This window comes from Lysinibacillus sp. CTST325 (assembly GCF_054665055.1).
In genome coordinates this window covers 1-19,875 of the sequence record NZ_BAAFHO010000027.1, presented here as the reverse complement: position 1 = coordinate 19,875, position 19,875 = coordinate 1, and the positions used below count along the sequence as shown (strand labels likewise).

The following is a 19,875-nucleotide window of genomic DNA, read 5'->3' as shown; positions in this document are numbered from 1 at the left end:
TTAGCACTTTCATTTCCATTTAAGTAACGCTCAACTGCTTGTAATTTATCTTCTACAGTATATTTAGCCATAGAAAAACTGCACCTCCAATTGTTAGATGTGTCTAACAATTGGGGTGCAGTTCAGACGCTGGGGGTTTTTTATAAATCAATTATGCCTCTGCAAAATTCCGTGACACTCACTAAAAGAGTTAAAAGTGTATACCTGGTTTATCGCTTAGCTTGCAGCCTGTACCATATTTTGTTTTTAAGGCACCTTTAAAGTTAGTTTGTTCAAGTTCAGGGTATGCCTGTTTCCAAAGTTCAAATACATTGTGACTTGAAGCAGTACCCTCTTTTGTTAGTCGAACAATATGGAAACCATATTCATCGTTGCATCGAGCTAATGGACGATTTTCACGCACTGTAATGATTCGGCCGCTCGCTGTAACATCATATAAGCCTTCGTAACCTGAAATAGCACGTCTTTCTTCATCGAAGTCAGCTGTTTCTTCCACTTTTTCTTTTTTTGCTTCTTTGATTTCGTTTTTTTCTACAGGCTTAGCAGCTTCTTTAATTTCAGCTTTCTCTGCAGGCTCAACTACTTCTTTGACTTCATCTTTCTCTACAGATTTAGCCTCTTCTTTATTTTGAGTTGAAAGTTGTTCCACAATGACGAAATCCTTGTTAGAAGCTTTGTCGCTCATTGTCGCCATTACGTTCATAATAGAACCTACATAACGTACTGGTTTATCTTTGCCTTCTTCAAATACAAAAATATTATAATCGGTTTTATTCATCTTCTTCATAATAATATTTCCTGTTTTAGTAGTAAAACCGATAAATTTGTTCTTTTTAAGTACTTGTATTGCTTGTTGCTTTGTTAAAATCATTTTTTAAAATCTCCTAAAGAATCGTTTTTTCTATTTTACCATAAAATCAGTTTTCCTGTTTTTCTTAAATATTGGATGTTTCATTATTACAATGATAATTCTTTAGCTGAGGGAAGCATTGCGTTTATCGCTTTAGCGTAGGGTTGATTTCCCTTCCGGCAGGGCGCTTTGCCGCTGACGCTTCGCTTTCGCGCAGAGCAAAGCTTCCTGGGGGCGTACGATGATCCCGAAGGAGTCGGCCACTCTCCATTCCCATAAACTTACTTTAAAATGTAGAATTTTTCGAAGGGAGAAATTGAGCTGTACGTAGAATCGTTCAAGTAACCTTGCAAACTGATTAGGCAGGTAATAGAATTGGTCGGGTAATCAAGAAAACTGATTGGGTGTGTGTGCAACTGCTCGGGTAACTCCGAAAAGTGATCGGGTGGGGCGAAGAACTGCTCGGGTAGCCCCGAAAAGTGATCGGGTAGAGCGAAGAACTGCTCAGGTCCCTAAGGTAAGTGCTCTAACTCGTACCTAACATAATCAAAAGGAGGATTTATTTATGGTTCAACATTTATTTACTATGAATTTAGAATGGTCGGAGGGAAGAAATGGGACGGGTAATATTGTTGCAAACAATCTAAATACGAAAATTTCTATTCCTCGAGAAATGAATGGGCCGGGGATGGGGACAAATCCTGATGAAATGCTGCTTGGAGCGGCAGCAACCTGCTATTTAATTACACTGGCTACATTACTTGAAAATTCGAAGATTGCTGTGTTGGATTTGTCTATGCAAGCTGAAGGTTTTGTTGATGTCACGAATGGTGTTTTTACTTATGAGAAAATCGTACATAAGCCAAAAATTGTTGTACAAAATTTATCTGAGCGAGAACAAAAAAGAATTAATCGATTAGCTGAGAAGGCAGAACAAACATGTATGATTAGTAAGGCATTAAGAGGAAATGTTCAAATTACATGCGAAGTACAGGTTATACAAGGTTAAAAAGGAACATATCCATTAATGGCTGAATATAATAATGTGAGGAGTTATTCAAACGTGATTTTGAAATAACTCCTTTTTTTGATTTATTAAATGTATGCATTTTTAGTATGCAGATTGGAGTGGAGACTGGGCGACTCATTGACTGTCGCGCAGACAAAACCTTGCTGCTGCCGCTTCGCTTCCGCGCAATAAATACTGTTTCCCCGACATCCCAAAGAAAGCGCCTAGTCGGAACGGTTATCAACCCACGTTCTGATGATGTACCTCTTTTTTACATATTATTATTATGAAATTGCTTTTTCAAAAGTAGTTCTATAAATGTCCCAAATGAATATATAAAGGTAAGTGGTAAAAAAATGCAAAGGATGATGTGTTGCAAGAGCAGTCAGCTCAGACTATTAAATTTTATAGTCAGTACGGGAAAAGAATTTTTGATATTGCGGGGGCACTCCTATTACTTTTCATTACCATCCCTCTAATGTTAGTAGTATTCCTCGTTTTACTTATTAGCACGGGCCGTCCTGTTTTTTTTAAACAAATCCGTACCGGACAAGATCATCAGCGCTTTGTTATTTGGAAGCTACGGACAATGACCATACAAGCAGTTCCGGTGAATATGCCTACTATGTGTGCAGACGGAATTCCGGATGATTATTTTTTTAAAACTGAACAGGATGCACGAATCACAAAAGTTGGGGCCGTTCTTCGGAAGTTCAGTATTGATGAAATTCCACAGCTCATTAATGTCTTAAAAGGAGATATGAGTATTGTTGGACCACGACCAGAAGTTCCGACCATCACAAATGCTTATAACACTTTACAGGCACGACGTTTAGAAGTAAAGCCAGGTTTAACAGGGCTTGCTCAAATTAACGGCCGCTCTAATATTTCTCACGGGCAAAAAATTTCATATGATCTAGAATACGTTGATCGCCATTCCTTTTGGATGGATTTTAAAATTATCATCAAAACACTTTACGTAGTTTTAGCGAGAACAGGAGCTTATTAAAAATTAAGGAGTGTTAGGTTCTGAAGATCGTTCAGCTTATAACACGGTATGGATAAGATTGGAGGAGCGCAAAAGCATGTAGAGACACTTGCCATAAAATTAAAGCAAGAAAATTATGTGGTAACGATTGTAACAGGCTTTTATGATCCGTCACTGTGGTGCTTCCAAGAAGAAAAAATGGGTGTTGTCAGTATCCCAGCTAGGCAGAGAGTGATTCACCTAAAAAAGAATTTATAAACCTTGCTGCAATTAAGAACAACATTTTAAAAAATACAACCAGATATTATTGCAGCACATTCATCTAGGACGGGCGCCATTGGTCGTGTTGTCGGTTGGCTTTTACGCATTCCAACTGTTTTTACGTCCCATAGCAGGAGCTTTACAGAGGCGTACCGCATAAAAAAGATGAGGTATAGTCGAATGAAAAAATCACTTCAGCCGTTAACAGCTAACAATTATTAAGGTATGAAGATGATCGCAAGCTAGTTCATAAAATGCAGACGACTCATAATGGAATCTACTAAATAGAGAAGCGAGTAGCACCTATTAAAGAGAATGAGGAGCATCCATTAATCACGATGGTTGCTCGTTTTGAAGTGCCAAAAAGACAGGATTAATTGCAAGAGGCTTTAGCGGAGCTTTCTGATGTACTATGGAGCCTGCAATGATAGGTGATGGCTCACTGCGCCCTAGTGAATGGATTTTTAAATAATCGAGATGATAAAGATCTACTAAATAAAAGGCTTAAACAATTATTAATGGATGAGAGCTTACGTCAAAAAATGAGGGACGCAAGTGAACGTCGCTTTTTAAGAAATTTTACGTTTCTACCTGCATCAGAAAACGCTATTTGTCTACGAACAGGCTGTATTAAAATCGGCTAAGAAAGGTGATTAATTTGCAATTAATTCGCATTCGAACTGATGATGAGCTTATGTGGTACAAGGATATTTGGGATGAAATTTTAGCAGCGGAGGACAATGATAATCCATTTATAGAATTTGCTTGGTTTTATAACTGGTGGCAAATTGTTGGGCGAAGAGAGCGTGTTGAGCTCTATGTTGTTGAAGAAAATGGTACTATCATTGCCTTTTTCCCCTTCATGGTTCGACTTCGATGGGGAGTACGAATTTATGCCTTTGCGGGAGAAAATATTGCGAATTATTCAGGTGTTGTGGCGAAAAATGAATGGCTGTTGCTCGCTACGACTTTTGTGTTTGATCAGCTCATTGAAAAGCATAAACATCTACTATTTTCGTTTCATGGATTATTGGAAAGCAAAGACTCTACAAAGGTCATTGAGCAATATTTTGTTGAAAGGCAGTTACGCCCGAGTATTTTTCGTGTAGTGACCCCGTATCTTGCCTTTCGCGATGTAGATTTTCCTACCTATTTCACTCAACGTGGAAACATGCATGGTATGGATAGAAGAGAACGGAAGCTGCATAAATTAGGCTCATTAACGAGGAAAATCCCTTCGCAGGACGAGCTTTGGCAAATGTTTAGATTATTTGATCGACGATGGGCTAATAAAATAGATACAAGCGATTTTACGAAAGGTAAGAAAAAGGATTTTTTTGAACGGTTAACGCTTCTTCAAGGGGAGGCATTGCAAGTCGAGGTAGACGCACTTGTTTTTGAAGACCAATGGATTGCCTTCACCTATGGAATTTGCTGTCGTGGACGTTATGTAACTTACGCACTTGCACATGAGCCAACATTTAATATATTTGGACCTGACAGATTAGTGAATCAGAAAACGATCAAGCGAACTTATTCTGAAAACTATCACTTGTTCGATATGAGTATTGGCTATGAGCCGTATAAATTCGATTGGCGTTCTAATATTGATTTTACAAGACGTATGCTCGTAAGCAGTGGTACGAAGCGAACGAAGCTATTGGCGAGTTGCTATACGCTGAAGGAACGATGCAAGGAGTTTTTTAAAGGCAATCATCGTGTCGTGGAATGGAAGCGCAATACTCTAGGTCAATTACGTTACTTAGTAAAGTATGGGAAAGTAAAAAATTGGCTAGAATATGGACAACTGTTCGTAGAAAAATTTATTCGTTTTAAGCAAGTGGATTTGTATGAATTATCCCCATCAGATAATGTTACACCGCAACAACCTGTAGGAGATTTGTTTGAGGAATTGTCGATACAGGAAGCGATGCAACTCGATAAGGAAGAGGTTATTTCTTTATTTTATAAGGGATACACCATTTACAAAGATTCTTATGCAGAAACGAATAAGCCTGCGTTTGCGTTACATGCGGTGAACTGGCGTGTAGATGAATTGCAAATTGTTGAAGCATTGCCAAAGCAGACCTATTTTTTAACCTATGATGTTTATAAAAATATCGATATTATCACAGCCTTTTTCCAAAAAATGAAACCTGCACAAACACTTTGGGTTACTGCAAGCTTTTGGCAATGGCGAAAGCGTAAACGATTATTGCAGCTAGGCTATAAACGTATTTCTCGAATGAAACATTTTAAATGTGCTCGTTACGGGCGAAATCATGTAGAAAAATACACAGAGAGTGGGGGCGATGTTCATTCTGTCCATTAAAAGTAAGCGATGGAATATCGCAATGCAGCATTTTTATTTTGTAGAGAAGCCAGCCAATGTTAGAAAATCAATGAAGGTAATTGGATTTACAAATTCACTTGTACCAAGTCGTAAGCTTGTTAAAAGTGAAACGGTTCATATTCACCTTACAGATAGTGAGTTATCATTGTATCTTGCTCTTTCAGAAAGTAATCGAAAAATTCTTCGTCGTGCACAAAAAGAGTCCTATCAAGTTTTTATTTATAAAGAACCATCAGATGAAAATTTACGAGCCTTTCAACAGTTTTATAATAACTTCGCAAAAAGAAAAAAACTCGAGCTAATTAGTAAGTCTCAAATGGAAGCTATTACGCTTTTAAAAAATAAAGGAGCACTATGGTTGTCTGAGATTCGCAGTTTTTGTGGACAAACACTATGCTATAGACTCGATATTATATACGCTAAAAAAGCGATGTCCTATTATGTAGCGACTTGTCATTCACAATCAATGCCAGAGCATTTAAAAAGACCAATTCGTTATGCAAATCGTTTCTTACTATGGCACAATTTATTGCATTTAAAGGAGCAAGGCTTTGTTTTATATGATATGGGGAAGCTGACAGATGATCAAAATGTTCGTGCATTTAAGCTAGGCTTCGGTGGACAAGTCGTCGATGTATACTCCGGTTACATTACTCAATCCAAAATACGTGCACTGTTACTGGGCGTGCAAAAATGGAGGAAGTAGTAATTAAAGTAAATCGTGGAGGCCTTGTCATATCATTGGATTTTGAGCTAAATTGGGGTGTCCACGATGTATTTAAGCACGGACAATACGATAAAAATTTATATGGCGTCCGTGAAGCATTGCCTAAAATACTAGAGTTGTTTGAACAGTATGGCATTCATGCGACTTGGGCAACAGTAGGTCTATTGTTTGCAGAAACAAAAGCTGAAATGGCTCACTACTTAAGAGGTATTCCCATAAAATATAAAAACATGTGCTACGCAGCACATACACAACTTGCAAAAGTAGGAGAAAATGAGCAAGAGGACCTTTTACATTTCGGTAAATCCTTAATTGAGAAGATTAAACGTACGCCACATCAAGAAATAGGTAGTCATACATTTTCACATTTTTACTGTTTAGAAAATGGACAAACTGAAGCGGATTTTCGTGCAGATTTACATGCTACTGCCATGATTTGTGAAGAAAATATCGGACCGATGAAATCGATTGTATTTCCGCGTAACCAAGTGAATGAAGCATATTTCTCAGCGTGTAAGGAAGTGGGATTTGTATGCTATCGAGGAAATGAAAAACATCCGTTGTACGATTCTCAAAAATGTACGAAAAAAGGTCGACTATTAGGTGCGAAGAAATGGCTGGATAGTTATGTTAATGTAACGGGAAACCATCTAGTAACGCTAGAAGAAATGCAAAAGGATTCCTTTATTAACATTCGTTCAAGTGCATTTTTAAGGCCCTATTGTAGCCCTTTACGATTTTTTGAAGGCTTAAAAGTCCAACGTATAAAAGAGGGAATGCATGCAGCTGCAAGGTCTAAAGCTTTTTATCATTTATGGTGGCACCCTCATAATTTTGGCAAGAACATCGAAAAGAATTTAGCTATGCTTGAGGAACTTTTACAGTATTATCAGGAATTGCATAATCAATATAACTTTCAAAGCTATACGATGCACGAGGTCGCAGAGCTTTGCCAAACTTTATCCCGCAAAAGCCCGATTGGTGAAGACTAATCATCAGTGGGGTGAAGAAAACCCAAAAAGTAGCAACCTAGAAAATTACCTAGTTCGCTACTTTTTTATTGGGGTAAATGGAAAATGGTTTTGCTTGTAATAAAGTTTAATCAAAATAGATTCTTCTCTTACATATTGAGGTTTCGAGTTCGATTCCGGATACAATTAAATGATCTCGAGGTAGATAAAAGAGTCGTTATTTACCGCTCCGTTTAGAACGCATACCTTTTAATAAAGTGATATTATCCGAATTGAGAAATTGCTCATACACTTCACTATTAACATCATATATTGCAAGTTTCCCTTCATCATCGTAGTGTATTCCCCACCCATATTTCTTTACTAATGGAGAAGCTCTAAAACACGCTTTAGGTTTTTGGAGAAAATGTTTTCTTAGTTCATCTAATGGATCGGATTTAATTTGGTTTTTAATCAAATAAGTTTGAAATTGTACTTCTTCCTGAGTATATTTGTAAGGGTTATTACTGATTAAGTCATATTCAATCGAAGCTATTGTAGGTTTGTTATTTCTTGGGAGAGGCGTAATAGCTGAATTAACTTCCGAATCCTCTGAAATTTTAATAAAAGTATTTTTATAACTCATTAAATCAATCCTTCCTGTAACTATTTACTTTCGCTAGCTTCATAAAAATTCGATGAAATGCACTTACCACCCATTGTTTTGAGGGTGTTCATTTTGAAGCTCCATAAATTTTGTGCCCCGTTAATTATTTCCACATCCGATCTCTGTTATCCTATTATTTCCATAAAAAACTAATGTAGATGAGATAAAACGGTGCAACTTTGTTATAAACGTATAACTTTCCGGTACATCTTTCTTTCAAATCCACATATGGAGAATTTTTCAGAAATTAAGAGGGAAAATACCGAACTTTGACGAAATTGTATGTACTAATGGTACTATTAATATTGAATGGAATTCTTTAGGTATATTTGTAGGAACAATTAAGCGGTATAGGGCAATTGACTTCAATTGGCTCATCAGAACCCTACGTTATAATAGTTATAGAAAATAGCATGAAGGTGGTCGGTTAACATGTTTATTCAATCAGAATGGCAGTATAAGCAAGAGAATGGTTCAGCTATGCATCAATGGGTGAAGCAAAAAGAAAATCCACTTCCAAATGATGTAGATATTATTTTGTATGGTGCTTTATTATCGTATGCTAGTAAACCATCCGAAAAGGCACTGTATCCAACAGCATTTCGAAAGGCTTGGCCAAGTTTTCAATCTTATAATTTAGATGAGCAAGTAGATTTGCGCTCGTTGGCAGTCGTTGATGTAGGCGATGTGGCTATTCACGAGACGGATAGAATGCTTTCAGAGTCAGCTATTGAAGCTGCGGCAGAAAGCTTAAGCACCGCATATTCTAAAAGTTTCACGTGTCTTATAGGTGGAGATCATGCGATTACAGCTTGCTCTCTTAGAGGAATCAAGAATGCCTTTCCAAAAGATCGCATAGGGATTATTCAAATTGATACGCATTTGGATGCTCGGAATCAGGAGGAAATTGGCTTAGCTACGGACTCTCCAATACAGCAGCTCATTGCAGCAGGCGTTGTAGAGGGGAAACATGTTTATAATGTCGGGTTACACGGCTTTTTTAATTCACCAGAAATGATTTATTACGCGAAAGAACAAGGAATACATATGATTACGTTAAAGCAAATGCGTCGTGATGGCATACAATTAACGATTCGTGAAATGCTCCGTCAGCTTATGTATGAGGTGGATCGTATTTATGTATCTGTAGATTTGGATGCGCTCGATATTACATTTGCCCCAGATGTACCTGCTGCAACACCAGGTGGTTTAACAGCCTATGAATTATTTGATATCTTAAAGCTCGTTGGAGAAAATGAAGGGGTCCGCCATATTGACTTTGTCTATGCCGATCCAAAGGAGGGGGACCTACGCCCGGAAACAGTGAAGATGGGCGTGACAGCATTTTTACAATGGCTAACAGGTATTCGACTGGATTACCGCAATCGTATTCAAAAAAATAACGTCCAAGGTGTAAGTAAATAATCAAGTCAAAGTCGATTTCTCACGCAGGTCGAGGAGTTACATCTACATGTGACGCAATCAACTTAAAAACTTTATTGTATATAAAAAGCTATCGTTTTGCATAAAGATTGGCCAGAACAAGGGGAACTTATTGACATCAGTACAAAGGGGGAGGAAATATGGTTATAAAATTAGAATCTGAGCGTCTATGTATAGAACCCTTTACCAGGGATGACGCATTCAGAATCAAAGAATTGGCTAATGACAAGAGATTAGCAGATATTCTTGGGCTTCCGCACCCATATGAATTGAAGTTCGCACAAGATTGGATTGATAGGCAGCCAGAACTTATAAAACTGGGAATCGAATACCCTTTAGGAATTGTTTCAAAAGAATCGAGAGAAATTGTAGGAACGATTACTTTAAGAATTGACAAGGTCAACAATAGAGGTGAACTTGGTTATTGGATTGGTCGGGACTATTTGGGGAAAGGTTTTGCAACCGAAGCTGTAAATAGAATGATTCATTTTGGTTTTATCGAACTAGGTCTCAACAAAATTTGGGCATCTGCCATTTCTAGAAACAAATCATCGACTAGGGTGTTAGAAAAGTGTGGATTACGCAAAGAAGGAACACTGAGACAAAATAGACTTTTATTGGATACATATGAAGACGTTGATGTTTATGGGCTTTTAAAAACAGAATACACCGTCTCTGCTCTCTAATAAAGATGACAAAAGGAAGCCCTGTAGAAGCGGATGTCACGGAATTATGCCGAATTGATTATAAGTTTAGTGTACTGCATAAAATTAACACTATGCTATATATTGTAGATGTTCTTATATAGTTTGCTATAATAGACAATGCTTAATAAAAGTATTATAGATGAATACAATCATTGTATTGTTATAGAGAGGACTATTTATCATGACAACAAAACCAAAACTTTTAATTGTAGATGGCATGGCGCTATTATTCCGTTCATTTTTTGCGTCGGCTGCGATGGGGCATTATATTCGCCTGGCGGATGGGACACCTTCTAATGGTGCCCAAGGATTTGTACGTCATGTATTAACGGCACAATCTATTATGAAGCCGACCCATCTTGCTGTTTGTTGGGATATGGGTGCACATACATTCCGTAACGAATTATTTAATGGCTATAAGGCTAATCGTCCATCACCACCAGAGGAAATGCTACCTCAATTTGATATGGCGAAAAATTTATCGCAACAAATTGGTTGGCAAAATTTCGGTGTTAAAGGAATGGAGGCAGATGATTTAATTGGCTCAATGATTACAAAATTTCAGGATGAGGCTGACATTACGGTAATTAGCGGAGACAAGGATTTACTGCAACTTTTAAGACCATCAGCGGAAATTGCTTTTACGAAAAAAGGCTACACAGAGTATGACGTTTATACGCATACGCGCTTTCAAGAGGAATATGGCATCGAACCGATTCAATTTGCACAGGTTAAAGCTTTTATGGGAGATACGAGTGACGGTTATCCAGGCGTTAAAGGTATTGGACCAAAGCAGGCACTTACATTAATTCAAACATATGGTTCTATCGAAAATGTTCTTACGTCAATTGACGAATTAAAGCCAGGTCAACGCACGAAAATTAAAGAGAATCTAGATATGTTAAAATTGTCACACGAGCTTGCAACCATTCAAACGAACGTACCAATCGAAGCAGAATTAGCGAGCTTAGTATTACCTAATTACGAGCCTCAAACGTTCAAAGAAATAGAAGAACGTGGCTACACATTAATCGCCAAGCAAGCACGCTCACTGTATTCACTTATATAAAAACAAACATCATGGTCATCAAAGCAGAGTATAGATATATGCTCTGCTTTTTTTATCCATTATTAATGAAAAAAGAGCGTGTTTAAACATCGCAGGCACGCTGTCACTTAGTTCGGTGTAATTTTTACAAAGCTTAACACTTTTTCATTATCTTTAAAAGGAGCCGTTCGAATTTTACTTTCACGATTAGGGCCACCATTATCATGGAATATTAACCACAGCTCATCATTGCGTATTTCATAGCCAATGAGAGGTACCCAATGATAGACGAAGGTAGATTTTTTATCGCACCAATTTAAGCTGAAATAGCGGTCAAAGCGTATGGCGACAGGGCGACCAGCATCGATTTCCTGCATAGCTTCTTTTAATGAACAATCGCGAATATCCCATGTCGGACGAAGCCGGCGAAGGTTGCGAATTAGACGCCATTTGAATAATCCGATTTTTGTGCCACCGAGAAGTTTATAAAGTTCATTTACCGAAGGGGATTGATGTTCTAAATAGTGTAAGACTACGTGAACAGTCGTAGGACCACAAGCTGAATTACGGTATTTTGGTGAAATGGATGCATCATATTGAGACTTTCCGAGTAGCGACAATTGCTGGCGCATCATAATCTCCTTTCTAAAAAGAGCCGCATTTCAAAAAGAAATGCAGCTCATTTTTCCATTATTGTTGTGCAGATAAGAATTCAGTAACTTGCGGCTGACGCTTCGCTTTCGCCACAGATACGTAGCTCTTCTACATTAACTTTGCTATTTTAGCCTAGTTAATTATTGTTGTGCCGATAAGAATTCTATAACTTGCTGAGGTGTTTTAGCATTTGCACTATGTAAGTGTGCTAATTTTTCACCGTTTTGGAAAATTAGTAGGCTTGGAATACCCATTACATCATATTTGTCCGCGATTTCTGGAAGCTCATCACGGTTAAGTTCATACCAGTCAAATTGGTTGTATTCTTCGATGATTGGATCGATGAACATATTCATGCGTGTGCAATCTGGGCACCATCCAGCGTAAAATTTCACTAGAACTTTTTGATCACCTGAGATCAGTTCATTAAATTGTTCAGCAGTTGTAATTGTTTTCATTAGTATTTCACTCTCCTTGCTTTCCATTCTACACATTTTTCCCTCAACCTGAAAGTTTTCTGTTTGGAATTATCGCTATCTACTTATTGTTTCGTTTTCGCTCGTAAAAAACAAAAAAAGTTGTATATTGCAAAAATAATTGGTGAAAAAAGATTGCTAAATTAAACAAAATATTCTACACTAAAAACAGAAAAAGTAGTTTTATCTTTATTCAGTAGAAGAAAATTACCTCTAAATTAAAATGGTAGCTGAATGAAGATAAGCCTCAGTCGTATGTCACAAATTACGTATAAAGTGATCTGGACAAAAATACACTAAGGCAAACTTGATATTTTTTTGGCCAAAAAATGAATGGCTGTTCATTCAATGGGAGAATAAGGGGGAATTGCTTGTGACTTACAACATTAAAAAAGCGGCTGTTCTAGGTTCTGGGGTAATGGGTTCTGGAATCGCAGCACATTTAGCAAACATCGGTATTCCAACATTATTATTAGACATTGCACCGAAAGAACTAACAAAAGAGGAAGAAGCGAAAGGTCTTTCCTTAGAGCATCCTGCTGTAAGAAATCGTATCGTTAACGGAGCTCTTCAAAAGTTATTAAAGCAAAAACCAGCACCACTTACTTCTAAGAAAAATTTATCACTACTAACGGTTGGTAATTTTGAGGACGATTTAGAGAAATTAAAAGATGTAGATTGGATTATTGAAGTTGTCGTAGAAAATTTAGCGATTAAACAAAACCTATATGAAAAAATTGATGCTGTACGTAAGCCAGGCACAATTATTAGTTCAAACACATCCGGCATAAGTATCGATGCAATGGCAGAAGGACGTTCAGAAGATTTTAAAAAGCATTTCCTAGGAACTCACTTTTTCAATCCGCCACGCTATTTAAAATTACTTGAAGTCATTCCGGCAAACACAACAGCGCCAGAAGTTGTAAGCTTTATGAAAACATTTGGCGAAGATGTGCTTGGAAAAGGTGTCGTACTTGCGAAGGATACACCGAACTTCATTGCCAACCGTATCGGAACGTACGGTTTACTAATTACTGTACAAGAAATGCTAAAGGGTAGCTATTCGGTTGGTGAGGTTGATTCTGTAACAGGTCCACTAATCGGTCGTCCAAAATCTGCAACATTCCGAACGTTGGATGTTGTTGGTTTAGATACATTTATCCATGTAGCGAAAAACGTTTATGATCAAACAACTGGTGAAGAGCAGCAAGTGTTTGCAGTACCAGAATTCCTACAGAAAATGGTCACAAACGGCTGGCTAGGGGCAAAATCAGGTCAAGGGTTCTTCTTGAAGCAAGGTAAAGAGATCCTTGAAATCGATCCAGACACACTAGAATATAGCCCAGCAAAAAAATTAAAAACTCCTTCTATCGAGATGGCAAAACAAACTCGTGGATTAGCAAATAAAGTAAAAGCACTAACATATGCGAAGGATCGCACAGGAGAGTTATTATGGGGTATCTTCGCTCCAACGCTAATTTACTCGGCACAGCTACACGGTGAAATTGCTGATGATATTGTTGCGATTGACAATGCTATGAAATGGGGCTTCGGCTGGCAGCAAGGGCCATTTGAAATATGGGATGCAATTGGTGTTAAAGATTCCGTAGCTAAAATGGAGGCTGAAGGTCGTGAGGTGCCGGCATTTGTCAAAGATATGTTAGCAAGCGGCTTTGAAACGTTCTATTCGGAAATTGACGGTGACCTAGCGTATTATAATGGCTCTGAATATGTAAAAGTGCCAGTTAATGAAAAGGAAATTAACTTAAAACGTTATAAGAAAAAGCACGGTGTTATTAAATCAAATACAGGTGCTAGCTTAATAGATTTAGGTGACGGAATTGCCTTACTTGAATTCCATTCCCAATCAAATGCAATTGGCTTAGACATTATTCAAATGATTAACTTTGCAGTCGATGAAGTAGAAGCTAACTTTAAAGGCTTAGTTATCGGTAACCAAGGGAAAAACTTCTGTGTTGGTGCGAATCTAGGAATGATTTTAGTAGAAGCACAGGATGATAATGTTTTTGAGCTAGATTTTGTTATTAAAGCATTCCAAGATGCAATGCAAAAGATTAAATACTCTCGTAAGCCTGTTGTGGCGGCGCCTTTCGCTATGACACTTGGTGGAGGAGCAGAAGTCTGCTTACCAGCTGCACATATTCAAGCAACAATGGAAACGTATATGGGCTTAGTGGAAGTCGGCGTAGGTTTAATTCCTGGCGGTGGCGGTAATAAGGCACTTTACCAAAAATTCATCAAAGGGTTACCAAATGGTGTTGAGGTAGACTATCAACATATTGCTAATAAAGTATTTGAAACAGTTGCGATGGCAAAAGTTTCGACGTCTGGCGAAGAAGCACGTGAAAATAACTTCTTAAACTTTGCTGATGGGATTTCTGTTAACCCAGATCACCAATTATATGATGCAAAACAAGCTGCACTAGCACTTTATGAGGCAGGCTATCAACCACCTGTACCTGCGAAAGTTCCTGTAGTCGGTGCATCAGGCTACGGTACGCTATTAATCGGTGCGCAAGGATTGTTTGAATCAGGCTATATTAGTGAACACGATTTAAAAATCGCTAAAAAATTAGCGTATGTCATTGCTGGTGGTAAAGTTCCATATGGCACATTAGTAGATGAACAATACCTATTAAACCTTGAGCGTGAGGCGTTCCTAAGCTTAGTTGCAGAACCTTTATCTCAACAAAGAATGCAGCACATGCTTTTAAAGGGCAAACCACTGCGTAACTGATTTTAAGACTGACTTAACCATACTTGCACATGAAACAAAGGGGGATTAATACGATGCGTGAAGCCGTTATTGTAGCAGGAGCACGAACTCCGATTGGAAAAGCAAAGAAGGGTTCTTTAGCAACAGTTAGACCAGATGATTTTGGAGCGGTTGTTGTCAAAGAAACATTAAAAAGAGCGGGCTATGAAGGTCCGATTGACGATTTAATTTTAGGGTGTGCAATGCCTGAAGCTGAGCAGGGCATGAACGTCGCACGTAATATAGGAGCGCTTGCCGGGTTACCAAATACAACACCAGCGCTGACAATTAATAGATTCTGTTCATCAGGTTTACAAGCAATCGCTTTTGCAGCAGAGCGTATTATGCTAGGACATTCTAAGGCGATACTTGCTGGTGGAGTCGAGTCTATGAGTATGGTGCCAATGGTAGGTAATACACCTCGCTTAAATCCAACTTTAGCAGAAACTGCTCCCCAATATTATATGGGGATGGGGCACACAGCGGAGGAAGTAGCACGTCAATACAATGTAAGTAGAGAAGATCAGGATGCATTTGCGGTGCGTTCACATGAGCTTGCAGAAAAAGCGATTAAAGAAGGTAAATTCAATGATGAAATTGTACCAATCGAAGTAGAGCAGCATTATGTAGATGACAACAACAAGCCACAGGTGAAAAAATTCACGTTTAGCATGGATGAAGGTGTACGTCCAGGTACAACTGTAGAAGGTTTAGCGAAGCTTCGTCCAGCCTTCCATGTTAAGGGCAGTGTTACAGCTGGTAATGCCTCTCAAACTTCGGACGGTGCAGCGGCAGTACTTGTGATGGATCGCGAGGAAGCTGAAAAGCAAGGACTTACACCAATGGCGAAGTTTTTAGGCTTTGCAGTTGGCGGTGTACCTCCTGAGGTGATGGGTATTGGACCAATCGTGGCAGTACCTAAAGCACTTGAAATTGCAGGGTTAGCAATTGATGACATTGATTTATGGGAAATTAACGAAGCATTTGCGTCACAATCCTTACAGGTCGTACGTCATTTAGGCATCGACCAAAACAAAGTAAATGTCAATGGTGGAGCAATTGCCGTAGGTCACCCACTTGGTGCTACTGGAGCCATTTTAACATTAAAGCTTATTCATGAATTGAAGCGTCAAGGTAAGAAATATGGCGTCGTGACAATGTGTATTGGCGGCGGAATGGGTGCTGCAGGAGTATTTGAAATTCTATAACTTATTTCAACGTTCGATGAAATAGAGATAGTTGCTAGATCAGCTTGGAGTGCAGCGTTTTCGGTTGCCTCCGAACACAGTGCTTCAAGCTTTTCTATATATGGGGGATTAAAGCTACTAACAATAGATAAATAGGGAGGAATTTAGAATGACAGAAAAAACAACGGATTTCATTAAAGGCGGCGGATTTATTATTGAAGATGTGGAATTAGATCGTGTATTTACACCAGAAGATTTCACAGATGAGCATAAAATGATTGCTAAAACAACTGAAGAGTACGTAGCAAATGAAGTGTTACCAGTCGTTGAAAATTTAGAACACCATGAATTTGAGCATTCGGTTCGTCTACTAAAAAGTGCAGGTGAACTCGGCTTACTAAGCGCAGATGTACCTGAAGAATATGAGGGTCTAGGTTTAGACAAAGTTTCTTCTGCATTAATCGCAGAAAAAATGTCTGTTGCTGGCGGCTTCTCTATTACGCATGGTGCACACGTAGGTATTGGTTCTTTACCAATCGTACTTTTCGGAAATGAAGAGCAAAAGCAAAAGTATTTACCGAAGCTTGCGTCAGGTGAATTAATTGCTGCTTACGCATTAACTGAGCCAGGTTCAGGTTCAGATGCATTAGGTGCAAAAACTACTGCAAAATTAAATGATGCAGGGACACATTATATTTTAAATGGTGAAAAGCAATGGATTACAAATGCAGGCTTTGCAGATGTATTTGTTGTCTATGCGAAAATCGATGGCGATAAATTCTCAGCATTTATTGTTGAACGTGCCTACAATGGCGTTTCGGTTGGTGCAGAAGAGAAAAAAATGGGGATCAAATCTTCATCAACTCGTACATTAATCCTTGAAGATGCAGAAGTGCCTGTAGAAAACCTATTAGGTGAAGTAGGTCGCGGACACGTTATTGCCTTCAATATTTTAAATATCGGGCGCTATAAATTAGGTGTTGGTACAATTGGTGGCTCGAAGCGTGCATTAGAGCTTGCCATTCAATATACAAACCAACGTCAGCAGTTCAAAACGAAGCTGTCTGATTTCAATCTAACAAAAGAAAAATTATCAACAATGGCTTCACAATTATATGCGTCTGAGTCATTAAACTATCGTACAGTAGGTTTATTTGAAGACCGTTTAAGTCAGTTAAGCCCAGAAGAGCAAAAGCAAGGGAAAGTGATTGCTGGTGCAATTGCTGAGTATGCTATTGAATGTTCTATTGCTAAAGTATTTGGTTCTGAGACTTTAGATTACATTGCAGATGAAGCGGTTCAATTACACGGTGGTTACGGCTTTATGGCTGAATACGAAGTAGAGCGTATTTATCGCGATTCTCGTATTAATCGTATTTTTGAAGGTACAAATGAAATTAACCGCATGATTGTACCAGGTACATTTATGAAGAAAGCATTAAAAGGTGAATTACCATTACTACAAGTTGCTCAAAACTTACAACAGGAGCTTCTAATGCTAATGCCTGAGGATGTAGGCACAGAGCCGCTAGCACAAGAAAAATATCTTGTGAAAAATGCGAAGAAAATTGCTGTATTGGCAGCAGGTATAGCAGCACAACGCTACGGCGCGAAGCTTGATCAAGAGCAAGAAGTATTGGTGAATATTGCAAATATCGCAAACCAATTATTCGCGATGGAATCAGCTGTATTGCGTACAGAAAAAGCGATTGCTCGTGACGGTGCTGAAAAAGCTCATCAAAAATTACTATACACTCAAATCTTCTGCCAAGAAGCATTCGCAGAAATTGAAAAAGAGGCAAAAGATACGATTCTTGCTTCAGCAGACGGCGACGCAGCACGCATGACATTGTCTGCGCTACGTAAATTAACTCGCAACAACCCATACAACTTAATCGCGAAGAAACGCGAAGCTTCTGTTAAACTAATTGAAGCAGAAAAATTTGTAGTTTAATATAGCAGAAAAACCTAGCTATCCAAGATGTGATAGCTAGGTTTTTTGTTGAAAATAAAAGTGAGGATCTTCGGCAAAGCGAGTGGTTGATTTCTGTTCCGACTTGGCGCATTCCTGGGAGCGTCCGATGAGGTCGCTTCGCTTTAACAAAATTACATTCAACTTTTTAGTTTATCGCCATAGTTTTGAATTTTATCTACTAACTTTCACGTTTTATCACCCAACTTCTGAATTTTATCGACATACACCTGCCAAAGAGCAAAAAAGAATTCACGCACAAAACTGTGTGTGAATCCTTTTACTTTATTATGTTGCCCATTCTCCGCTCCAATCAGGCTATTCGCATAACATACGTTTTAACAGAATGACATTCAACTTTCACGTTTTATCACCCAACTTCTGAATTTTATCGACATACACCTGCCAAAGAGCAAAAAAGCAAGAAAATCGCTGATAAAAAGCTGAGAATCGCTGATAAGATCAAGAAAATCGCTGATAAAAAGCCGAGAATCGCTGATAACAACATGAAAATCGCTGATAAATTTTCGAGAACCGCCGAGAGCATCATGAGTCGCGCCAGCCGGAACTCCAATCACCCCCCTTTGCCATGAGAGTTTCATTTTGGTTCGTAACGATTAAGATGGTATACTACAGAAAATGAGGGCTACACTGAAAATGTAGTTCCTAAAAATGATAGTAGAGGAGCCTATAAATGACGATTCAATTTATTCAATATCCGAAATGTACTACTTGCAAAAAAGCTCAAAAATGGCTAAATGACAATGGGGTTTCATACGAAGAGGTACACATTGTCGAACAACCACCTACAAAGGACGAATTATCAAACTTATGGCAAGCAAGTGGACAACCTTTAAAGAAATTTTTTAATACTTCTGGTATGAAATATCGAGAGCTTGGCTTGAAAGATAAACTTGCTGAAATGACTGAAGAGGAGCAGCTTGAACTGCTTGCATCAGATGGTATGTTGATTAAACGTCCGATTGTAACTGATGGGAAAAAAGTTACTTTAGGGTTTAAAGAATCAGATTTTGAGCAAGCTTGGAAATAACCGCTTTTAACTTATTTCAGCGGTTGTCCAAACATCCGCTGAAATAAGTTAAAGCCTCCGGCGGATGTCACGAAATCGGAAAGGAGTTCTTTGTGCAAGCACAAAGCCGATTTCGGACGCAATCATGCCGAGGCATGATTGATTCTTCTTGTTTTTATGGAAGAAGTATGGCACACTGAAAATGAATATATTACATATTTATGGAGGGGTTTTTTGCATGAGCACACCTAAAGACTTACGTTACTCTGAAGAGCACGAATGGGTAAAAGTAGAAGATGGTAAAGTACGTATCGGTATTTCTCATTTCGCACAAGCTGAACTTGGAGATATCGTTTTCGTTGAACTTCCACAAGTTGGCGACGAAATCAAAACTGATGATCCATTCGGTAGCGTAGAATCTGTTAAAACAGTTTCTGAATTATACGCTCCAATCTCAGGTACAGTAGTTGAAGTAAATGCAGATTTAGAAGATAGCCCAGAATTCGTTAACGAATCACCATATGAAAAAGCATGGATGATCGTTGTAGAGCCTGCTGATGCTTCAGAAATTGAAAAGCTTATGACAGCTGAGCAATACGAAGAAATGATTGCTGAATAAAAGACAAGCCTGAAATAGAAAAACGTCGGAAATGAAGTGACCCCTAAAAGTTAGACACAGTTATTTCATTAGGCAGCTTGGGTAAAACGAGTTCGGTATTGCACCGGACTCGTTTTTAATTTTGCCTTAATCCGTTTCGTATTATAGTAATTGATATA

At 38.4% G+C, this 19,875-nt stretch carries 22 protein-coding genes; 16 read left to right on the top strand and 6 right to left on the bottom strand.

Annotation, left to right across the window (positions count from 1 at the left end):
- Positions 1–190: 190 nt before the first annotated feature.
- Entirely contained in the window at positions 191–871 is a 681-nt protein-coding gene (locus ACYQ73_RS27770) for an NUMOD4 domain-containing protein (protein WP_460015405.1), read from the bottom strand.
- Between the two features lie 544 nt (positions 872–1,415).
- On the opposite strand from ACYQ73_RS27770, the gene ACYQ73_RS27765 reads away from it, so the two are divergent.
- From ACYQ73_RS27765 to ACYQ73_RS27730, 8 genes are all read left to right on the top strand, one after another.
- A complete protein-coding gene (locus ACYQ73_RS27765) occupies positions 1,416–1,859 on the top strand; it encodes an SACOL1771 family peroxiredoxin (RefSeq protein WP_460015404.1) in 444 nt (147 codons plus the stop codon).
- A 370-nt stretch (positions 1,860–2,229) separates the two neighbouring features.
- Entirely contained in the window at positions 2,230–2,868 is a 639-nt protein-coding gene (locus ACYQ73_RS27760) for a sugar transferase (RefSeq protein ID WP_460015403.1), read from the top strand.
- Between the two features lie 48 nt (positions 2,869–2,916).
- Positions 2,917–3,105 (top strand): hypothetical protein, encoded by a 189-nt coding sequence (locus ACYQ73_RS27755; protein ID WP_460015402.1) that lies wholly within the window; start codon positions 2,917–2,919, stop codon positions 3,103–3,105.
- Positions 3,106–3,138: 33 nt separating this feature from the next.
- A complete protein-coding gene (locus tag ACYQ73_RS27750; RefSeq protein WP_460015406.1) occupies positions 3,139–3,330 on the top strand; it encodes a glycosyltransferase in 192 nt (63 codons plus the stop codon).
- 230 nt (positions 3,331–3,560) lie between these two features.
- Positions 3,561–3,752 carry a hypothetical protein gene (locus ACYQ73_RS27745; RefSeq protein ID WP_460015401.1) on the top strand — a complete coding sequence of 64 codons (192 nt, stop codon included), beginning with the start codon at positions 3,561–3,563 and terminating at the stop codon, positions 3,750–3,752.
- 14 nt (positions 3,753–3,766) lie between these two features.
- A complete protein-coding gene (locus ACYQ73_RS27740) occupies positions 3,767–5,440 on the top strand; it encodes a GNAT family N-acetyltransferase (RefSeq protein WP_460015400.1) in 1,674 nt (557 codons plus the stop codon).
- Positions 5,421–6,167, top strand: a complete 747-nt coding sequence (locus ACYQ73_RS27735; RefSeq protein ID WP_460015399.1) for a hypothetical protein — start codon at positions 5,421–5,423, stop codon at positions 6,165–6,167. The genes ACYQ73_RS27740 and ACYQ73_RS27735 overlap by 20 nt, the downstream gene beginning before the upstream one ends.
- Positions 6,155–7,180 (top strand): polysaccharide deacetylase family protein, encoded by a 1,026-nt coding sequence (locus tag ACYQ73_RS27730; protein WP_460015398.1) that lies wholly within the window; start codon positions 6,155–6,157, stop codon positions 7,178–7,180. Before ACYQ73_RS27735 ends, ACYQ73_RS27730 begins: the two co-directional genes overlap by 13 nt.
- Positions 7,181–7,376: 196 nt before the next feature.
- Here ACYQ73_RS27730 and ACYQ73_RS27725 read toward each other — a convergent pair whose 3' ends face one another.
- Positions 7,377–7,784 carry a DUF6157 family protein gene (locus tag ACYQ73_RS27725; RefSeq protein ID WP_460015397.1) on the bottom strand — a complete coding sequence of 136 codons (408 nt, stop codon included), beginning with the start codon at positions 7,782–7,784 and terminating at the stop codon, positions 7,377–7,379.
- Positions 7,785–8,237: 453 nt separating this feature from the next.
- On the opposite strand from ACYQ73_RS27725, the gene ACYQ73_RS27720 reads away from it, so the two are divergent.
- The 3 genes from ACYQ73_RS27720 to ACYQ73_RS27710 all read left to right on the top strand — a co-directional run bounded on the left by ACYQ73_RS27720 (position 8,238) and on the right by ACYQ73_RS27710 (position 11,024).
- Complete coding sequence (locus ACYQ73_RS27720; RefSeq protein WP_460015396.1) at positions 8,238–9,230, top strand: agmatinase family protein; 993 nt, start codon at positions 8,238–8,240, stop codon at positions 9,228–9,230.
- A 158-nt stretch (positions 9,231–9,388) separates the two neighbouring features.
- Positions 9,389–9,934 carry a GNAT family N-acetyltransferase gene (locus tag ACYQ73_RS27715; protein WP_460015395.1) on the top strand — a complete coding sequence of 182 codons (546 nt, stop codon included), beginning with the start codon at positions 9,389–9,391 and terminating at the stop codon, positions 9,932–9,934.
- A gap of 202 nt (positions 9,935–10,136) precedes the next feature.
- Positions 10,137–11,024, top strand: coding sequence for a 5'-3' exonuclease (locus ACYQ73_RS27710; RefSeq protein WP_460015394.1), 888 nt, complete (start codon positions 10,137–10,139; stop codon positions 11,022–11,024).
- 107 nt (positions 11,025–11,131) lie between these two features.
- Here the strand turns inward: ACYQ73_RS27710 and ACYQ73_RS27705 are convergent, their stop codons facing one another.
- Positions 11,132–11,635 carry a C39 family peptidase gene (locus ACYQ73_RS27705; protein ID WP_460015393.1) on the bottom strand — a complete coding sequence of 168 codons (504 nt, stop codon included), beginning with the start codon at positions 11,633–11,635 and terminating at the stop codon, positions 11,132–11,134.
- 162 nt (positions 11,636–11,797) lie between these two features.
- A complete protein-coding gene (locus ACYQ73_RS27700) occupies positions 11,798–12,142 on the bottom strand; it encodes a thioredoxin family protein (protein ID WP_402869533.1) in 345 nt (114 codons plus the stop codon).
- A gap of 364 nt (positions 12,143–12,506) precedes the next feature.
- Here ACYQ73_RS27700 and ACYQ73_RS27695 point away from each other — a divergent pair, with 364 nt between their 5' ends.
- The 3 genes from ACYQ73_RS27695 (at position 12,507) to ACYQ73_RS27685 (ending at position 18,050) form a co-directional block, all read left to right on the top strand.
- Complete coding sequence (locus tag ACYQ73_RS27695) at positions 12,507–14,891, top strand: 3-hydroxyacyl-CoA dehydrogenase/enoyl-CoA hydratase family protein (RefSeq protein ID WP_460015392.1); 2,385 nt, start codon at positions 12,507–12,509, stop codon at positions 14,889–14,891.
- Between the two features lie 53 nt (positions 14,892–14,944).
- On the top strand, positions 14,945–16,117 hold the full coding sequence (locus ACYQ73_RS27690; RefSeq protein WP_460015391.1) for an acetyl-CoA C-acetyltransferase: 1,173 nt from the start codon (positions 14,945–14,947) through the stop codon (positions 16,115–16,117).
- Positions 16,118–16,265: 148 nt separating this feature from the next.
- Positions 16,266–18,050 (top strand): acyl-CoA dehydrogenase family protein, encoded by a 1,785-nt coding sequence (locus ACYQ73_RS27685; protein WP_402869341.1) that lies wholly within the window; start codon positions 16,266–16,268, stop codon positions 18,048–18,050.
- A gap of 371 nt (positions 18,051–18,421) precedes the next feature.
- Here the strand turns inward: ACYQ73_RS27685 and ACYQ73_RS27680 are convergent, their stop codons facing one another.
- Complete coding sequence (locus tag ACYQ73_RS27680; RefSeq protein ID WP_460015390.1) at positions 18,422–18,646, bottom strand: hypothetical protein; 225 nt, start codon at positions 18,644–18,646, stop codon at positions 18,422–18,424.
- Positions 18,647–18,762: 116 nt separating this feature from the next.
- Here ACYQ73_RS27680 and ACYQ73_RS27675 point away from each other — a divergent pair, with 116 nt between their 5' ends.
- Positions 18,763–19,119: an arsenate reductase family protein gene (locus ACYQ73_RS27675; RefSeq protein WP_370042360.1), complete on the top strand. Its 357-nt coding sequence runs from the start codon at positions 18,763–18,765 to the stop codon at positions 19,117–19,119.
- Positions 19,120–19,336: 217 nt separating this feature from the next.
- Positions 19,337–19,717 carry a glycine cleavage system protein GcvH gene (gene gcvH, locus ACYQ73_RS27670; RefSeq protein ID WP_142509367.1) on the top strand — a complete coding sequence of 127 codons (381 nt, stop codon included), beginning with the start codon at positions 19,337–19,339 and terminating at the stop codon, positions 19,715–19,717.
- A gap of 68 nt (positions 19,718–19,785) precedes the next feature.
- On the opposite strand, the gene ACYQ73_RS27665 is transcribed toward gcvH, so the two are convergent.
- The coding region (locus tag ACYQ73_RS27665) for an IS3 family transposase (protein WP_460014390.1) at positions 19,786–19,875 on the bottom strand (90 nt) is incomplete at its 5' end.

Coding starts and splice junctions, on each gene's coding strand:
- ACYQ73_RS27705 (WP_460015393.1), bottom strand. CDS start 11,635: ATGCGCCAGCAATTGTCGCTACTCGGAAAGTCTCAATATGATGCATCC.
- ACYQ73_RS27690 (WP_460015391.1), top strand. CDS start 14,945: ATGCGTGAAGCCGTTATTGTAGCAGGAGCACGAACTCCGATTGGAAAA.
- ACYQ73_RS27715 (WP_460015395.1), top strand. CDS start 9,389: ATGGTTATAAAATTAGAATCTGAGCGTCTATGTATAGAACCCTTTACC.
- ACYQ73_RS27730 (WP_460015398.1), top strand. CDS start 6,155: ATGGAGGAAGTAGTAATTAAAGTAAATCGTGGAGGCCTTGTCATATCA.
- ACYQ73_RS27770 (WP_460015405.1), bottom strand. CDS start 871: ATGATTTTAACAAAGCAACAAGCAATACAAGTACTTAAAAAGAACAAA.
- ACYQ73_RS27710 (WP_460015394.1), top strand. CDS start 10,137: ATGACAACAAAACCAAAACTTTTAATTGTAGATGGCATGGCGCTATTA.
- gcvH (WP_142509367.1), top strand. CDS start 19,337: ATGAGCACACCTAAAGACTTACGTTACTCTGAAGAGCACGAATGGGTA.
- ACYQ73_RS27725 (WP_460015397.1), bottom strand. CDS start 7,784: ATGAGTTATAAAAATACTTTTATTAAAATTTCAGAGGATTCGGAAGTT.
- ACYQ73_RS27735 (WP_460015399.1), top strand. CDS start 5,421: ATGTTCATTCTGTCCATTAAAAGTAAGCGATGGAATATCGCAATGCAG.
- ACYQ73_RS27720 (WP_460015396.1), top strand. CDS start 8,238: ATGTTTATTCAATCAGAATGGCAGTATAAGCAAGAGAATGGTTCAGCT.
- ACYQ73_RS27765 (WP_460015404.1), top strand. CDS start 1,416: ATGGTTCAACATTTATTTACTATGAATTTAGAATGGTCGGAGGGAAGA.
- ACYQ73_RS27675 (WP_370042360.1), top strand. CDS start 18,763: ATGACGATTCAATTTATTCAATATCCGAAATGTACTACTTGCAAAAAA.
- ACYQ73_RS27685 (WP_402869341.1), top strand. CDS start 16,266: ATGACAGAAAAAACAACGGATTTCATTAAAGGCGGCGGATTTATTATT.
- ACYQ73_RS27755 (WP_460015402.1), top strand. CDS start 2,917: ATGGATAAGATTGGAGGAGCGCAAAAGCATGTAGAGACACTTGCCATA.
- ACYQ73_RS27700 (WP_402869533.1), bottom strand. CDS start 12,142: ATGGAAAGCAAGGAGAGTGAAATACTAATGAAAACAATTACAACTGCT.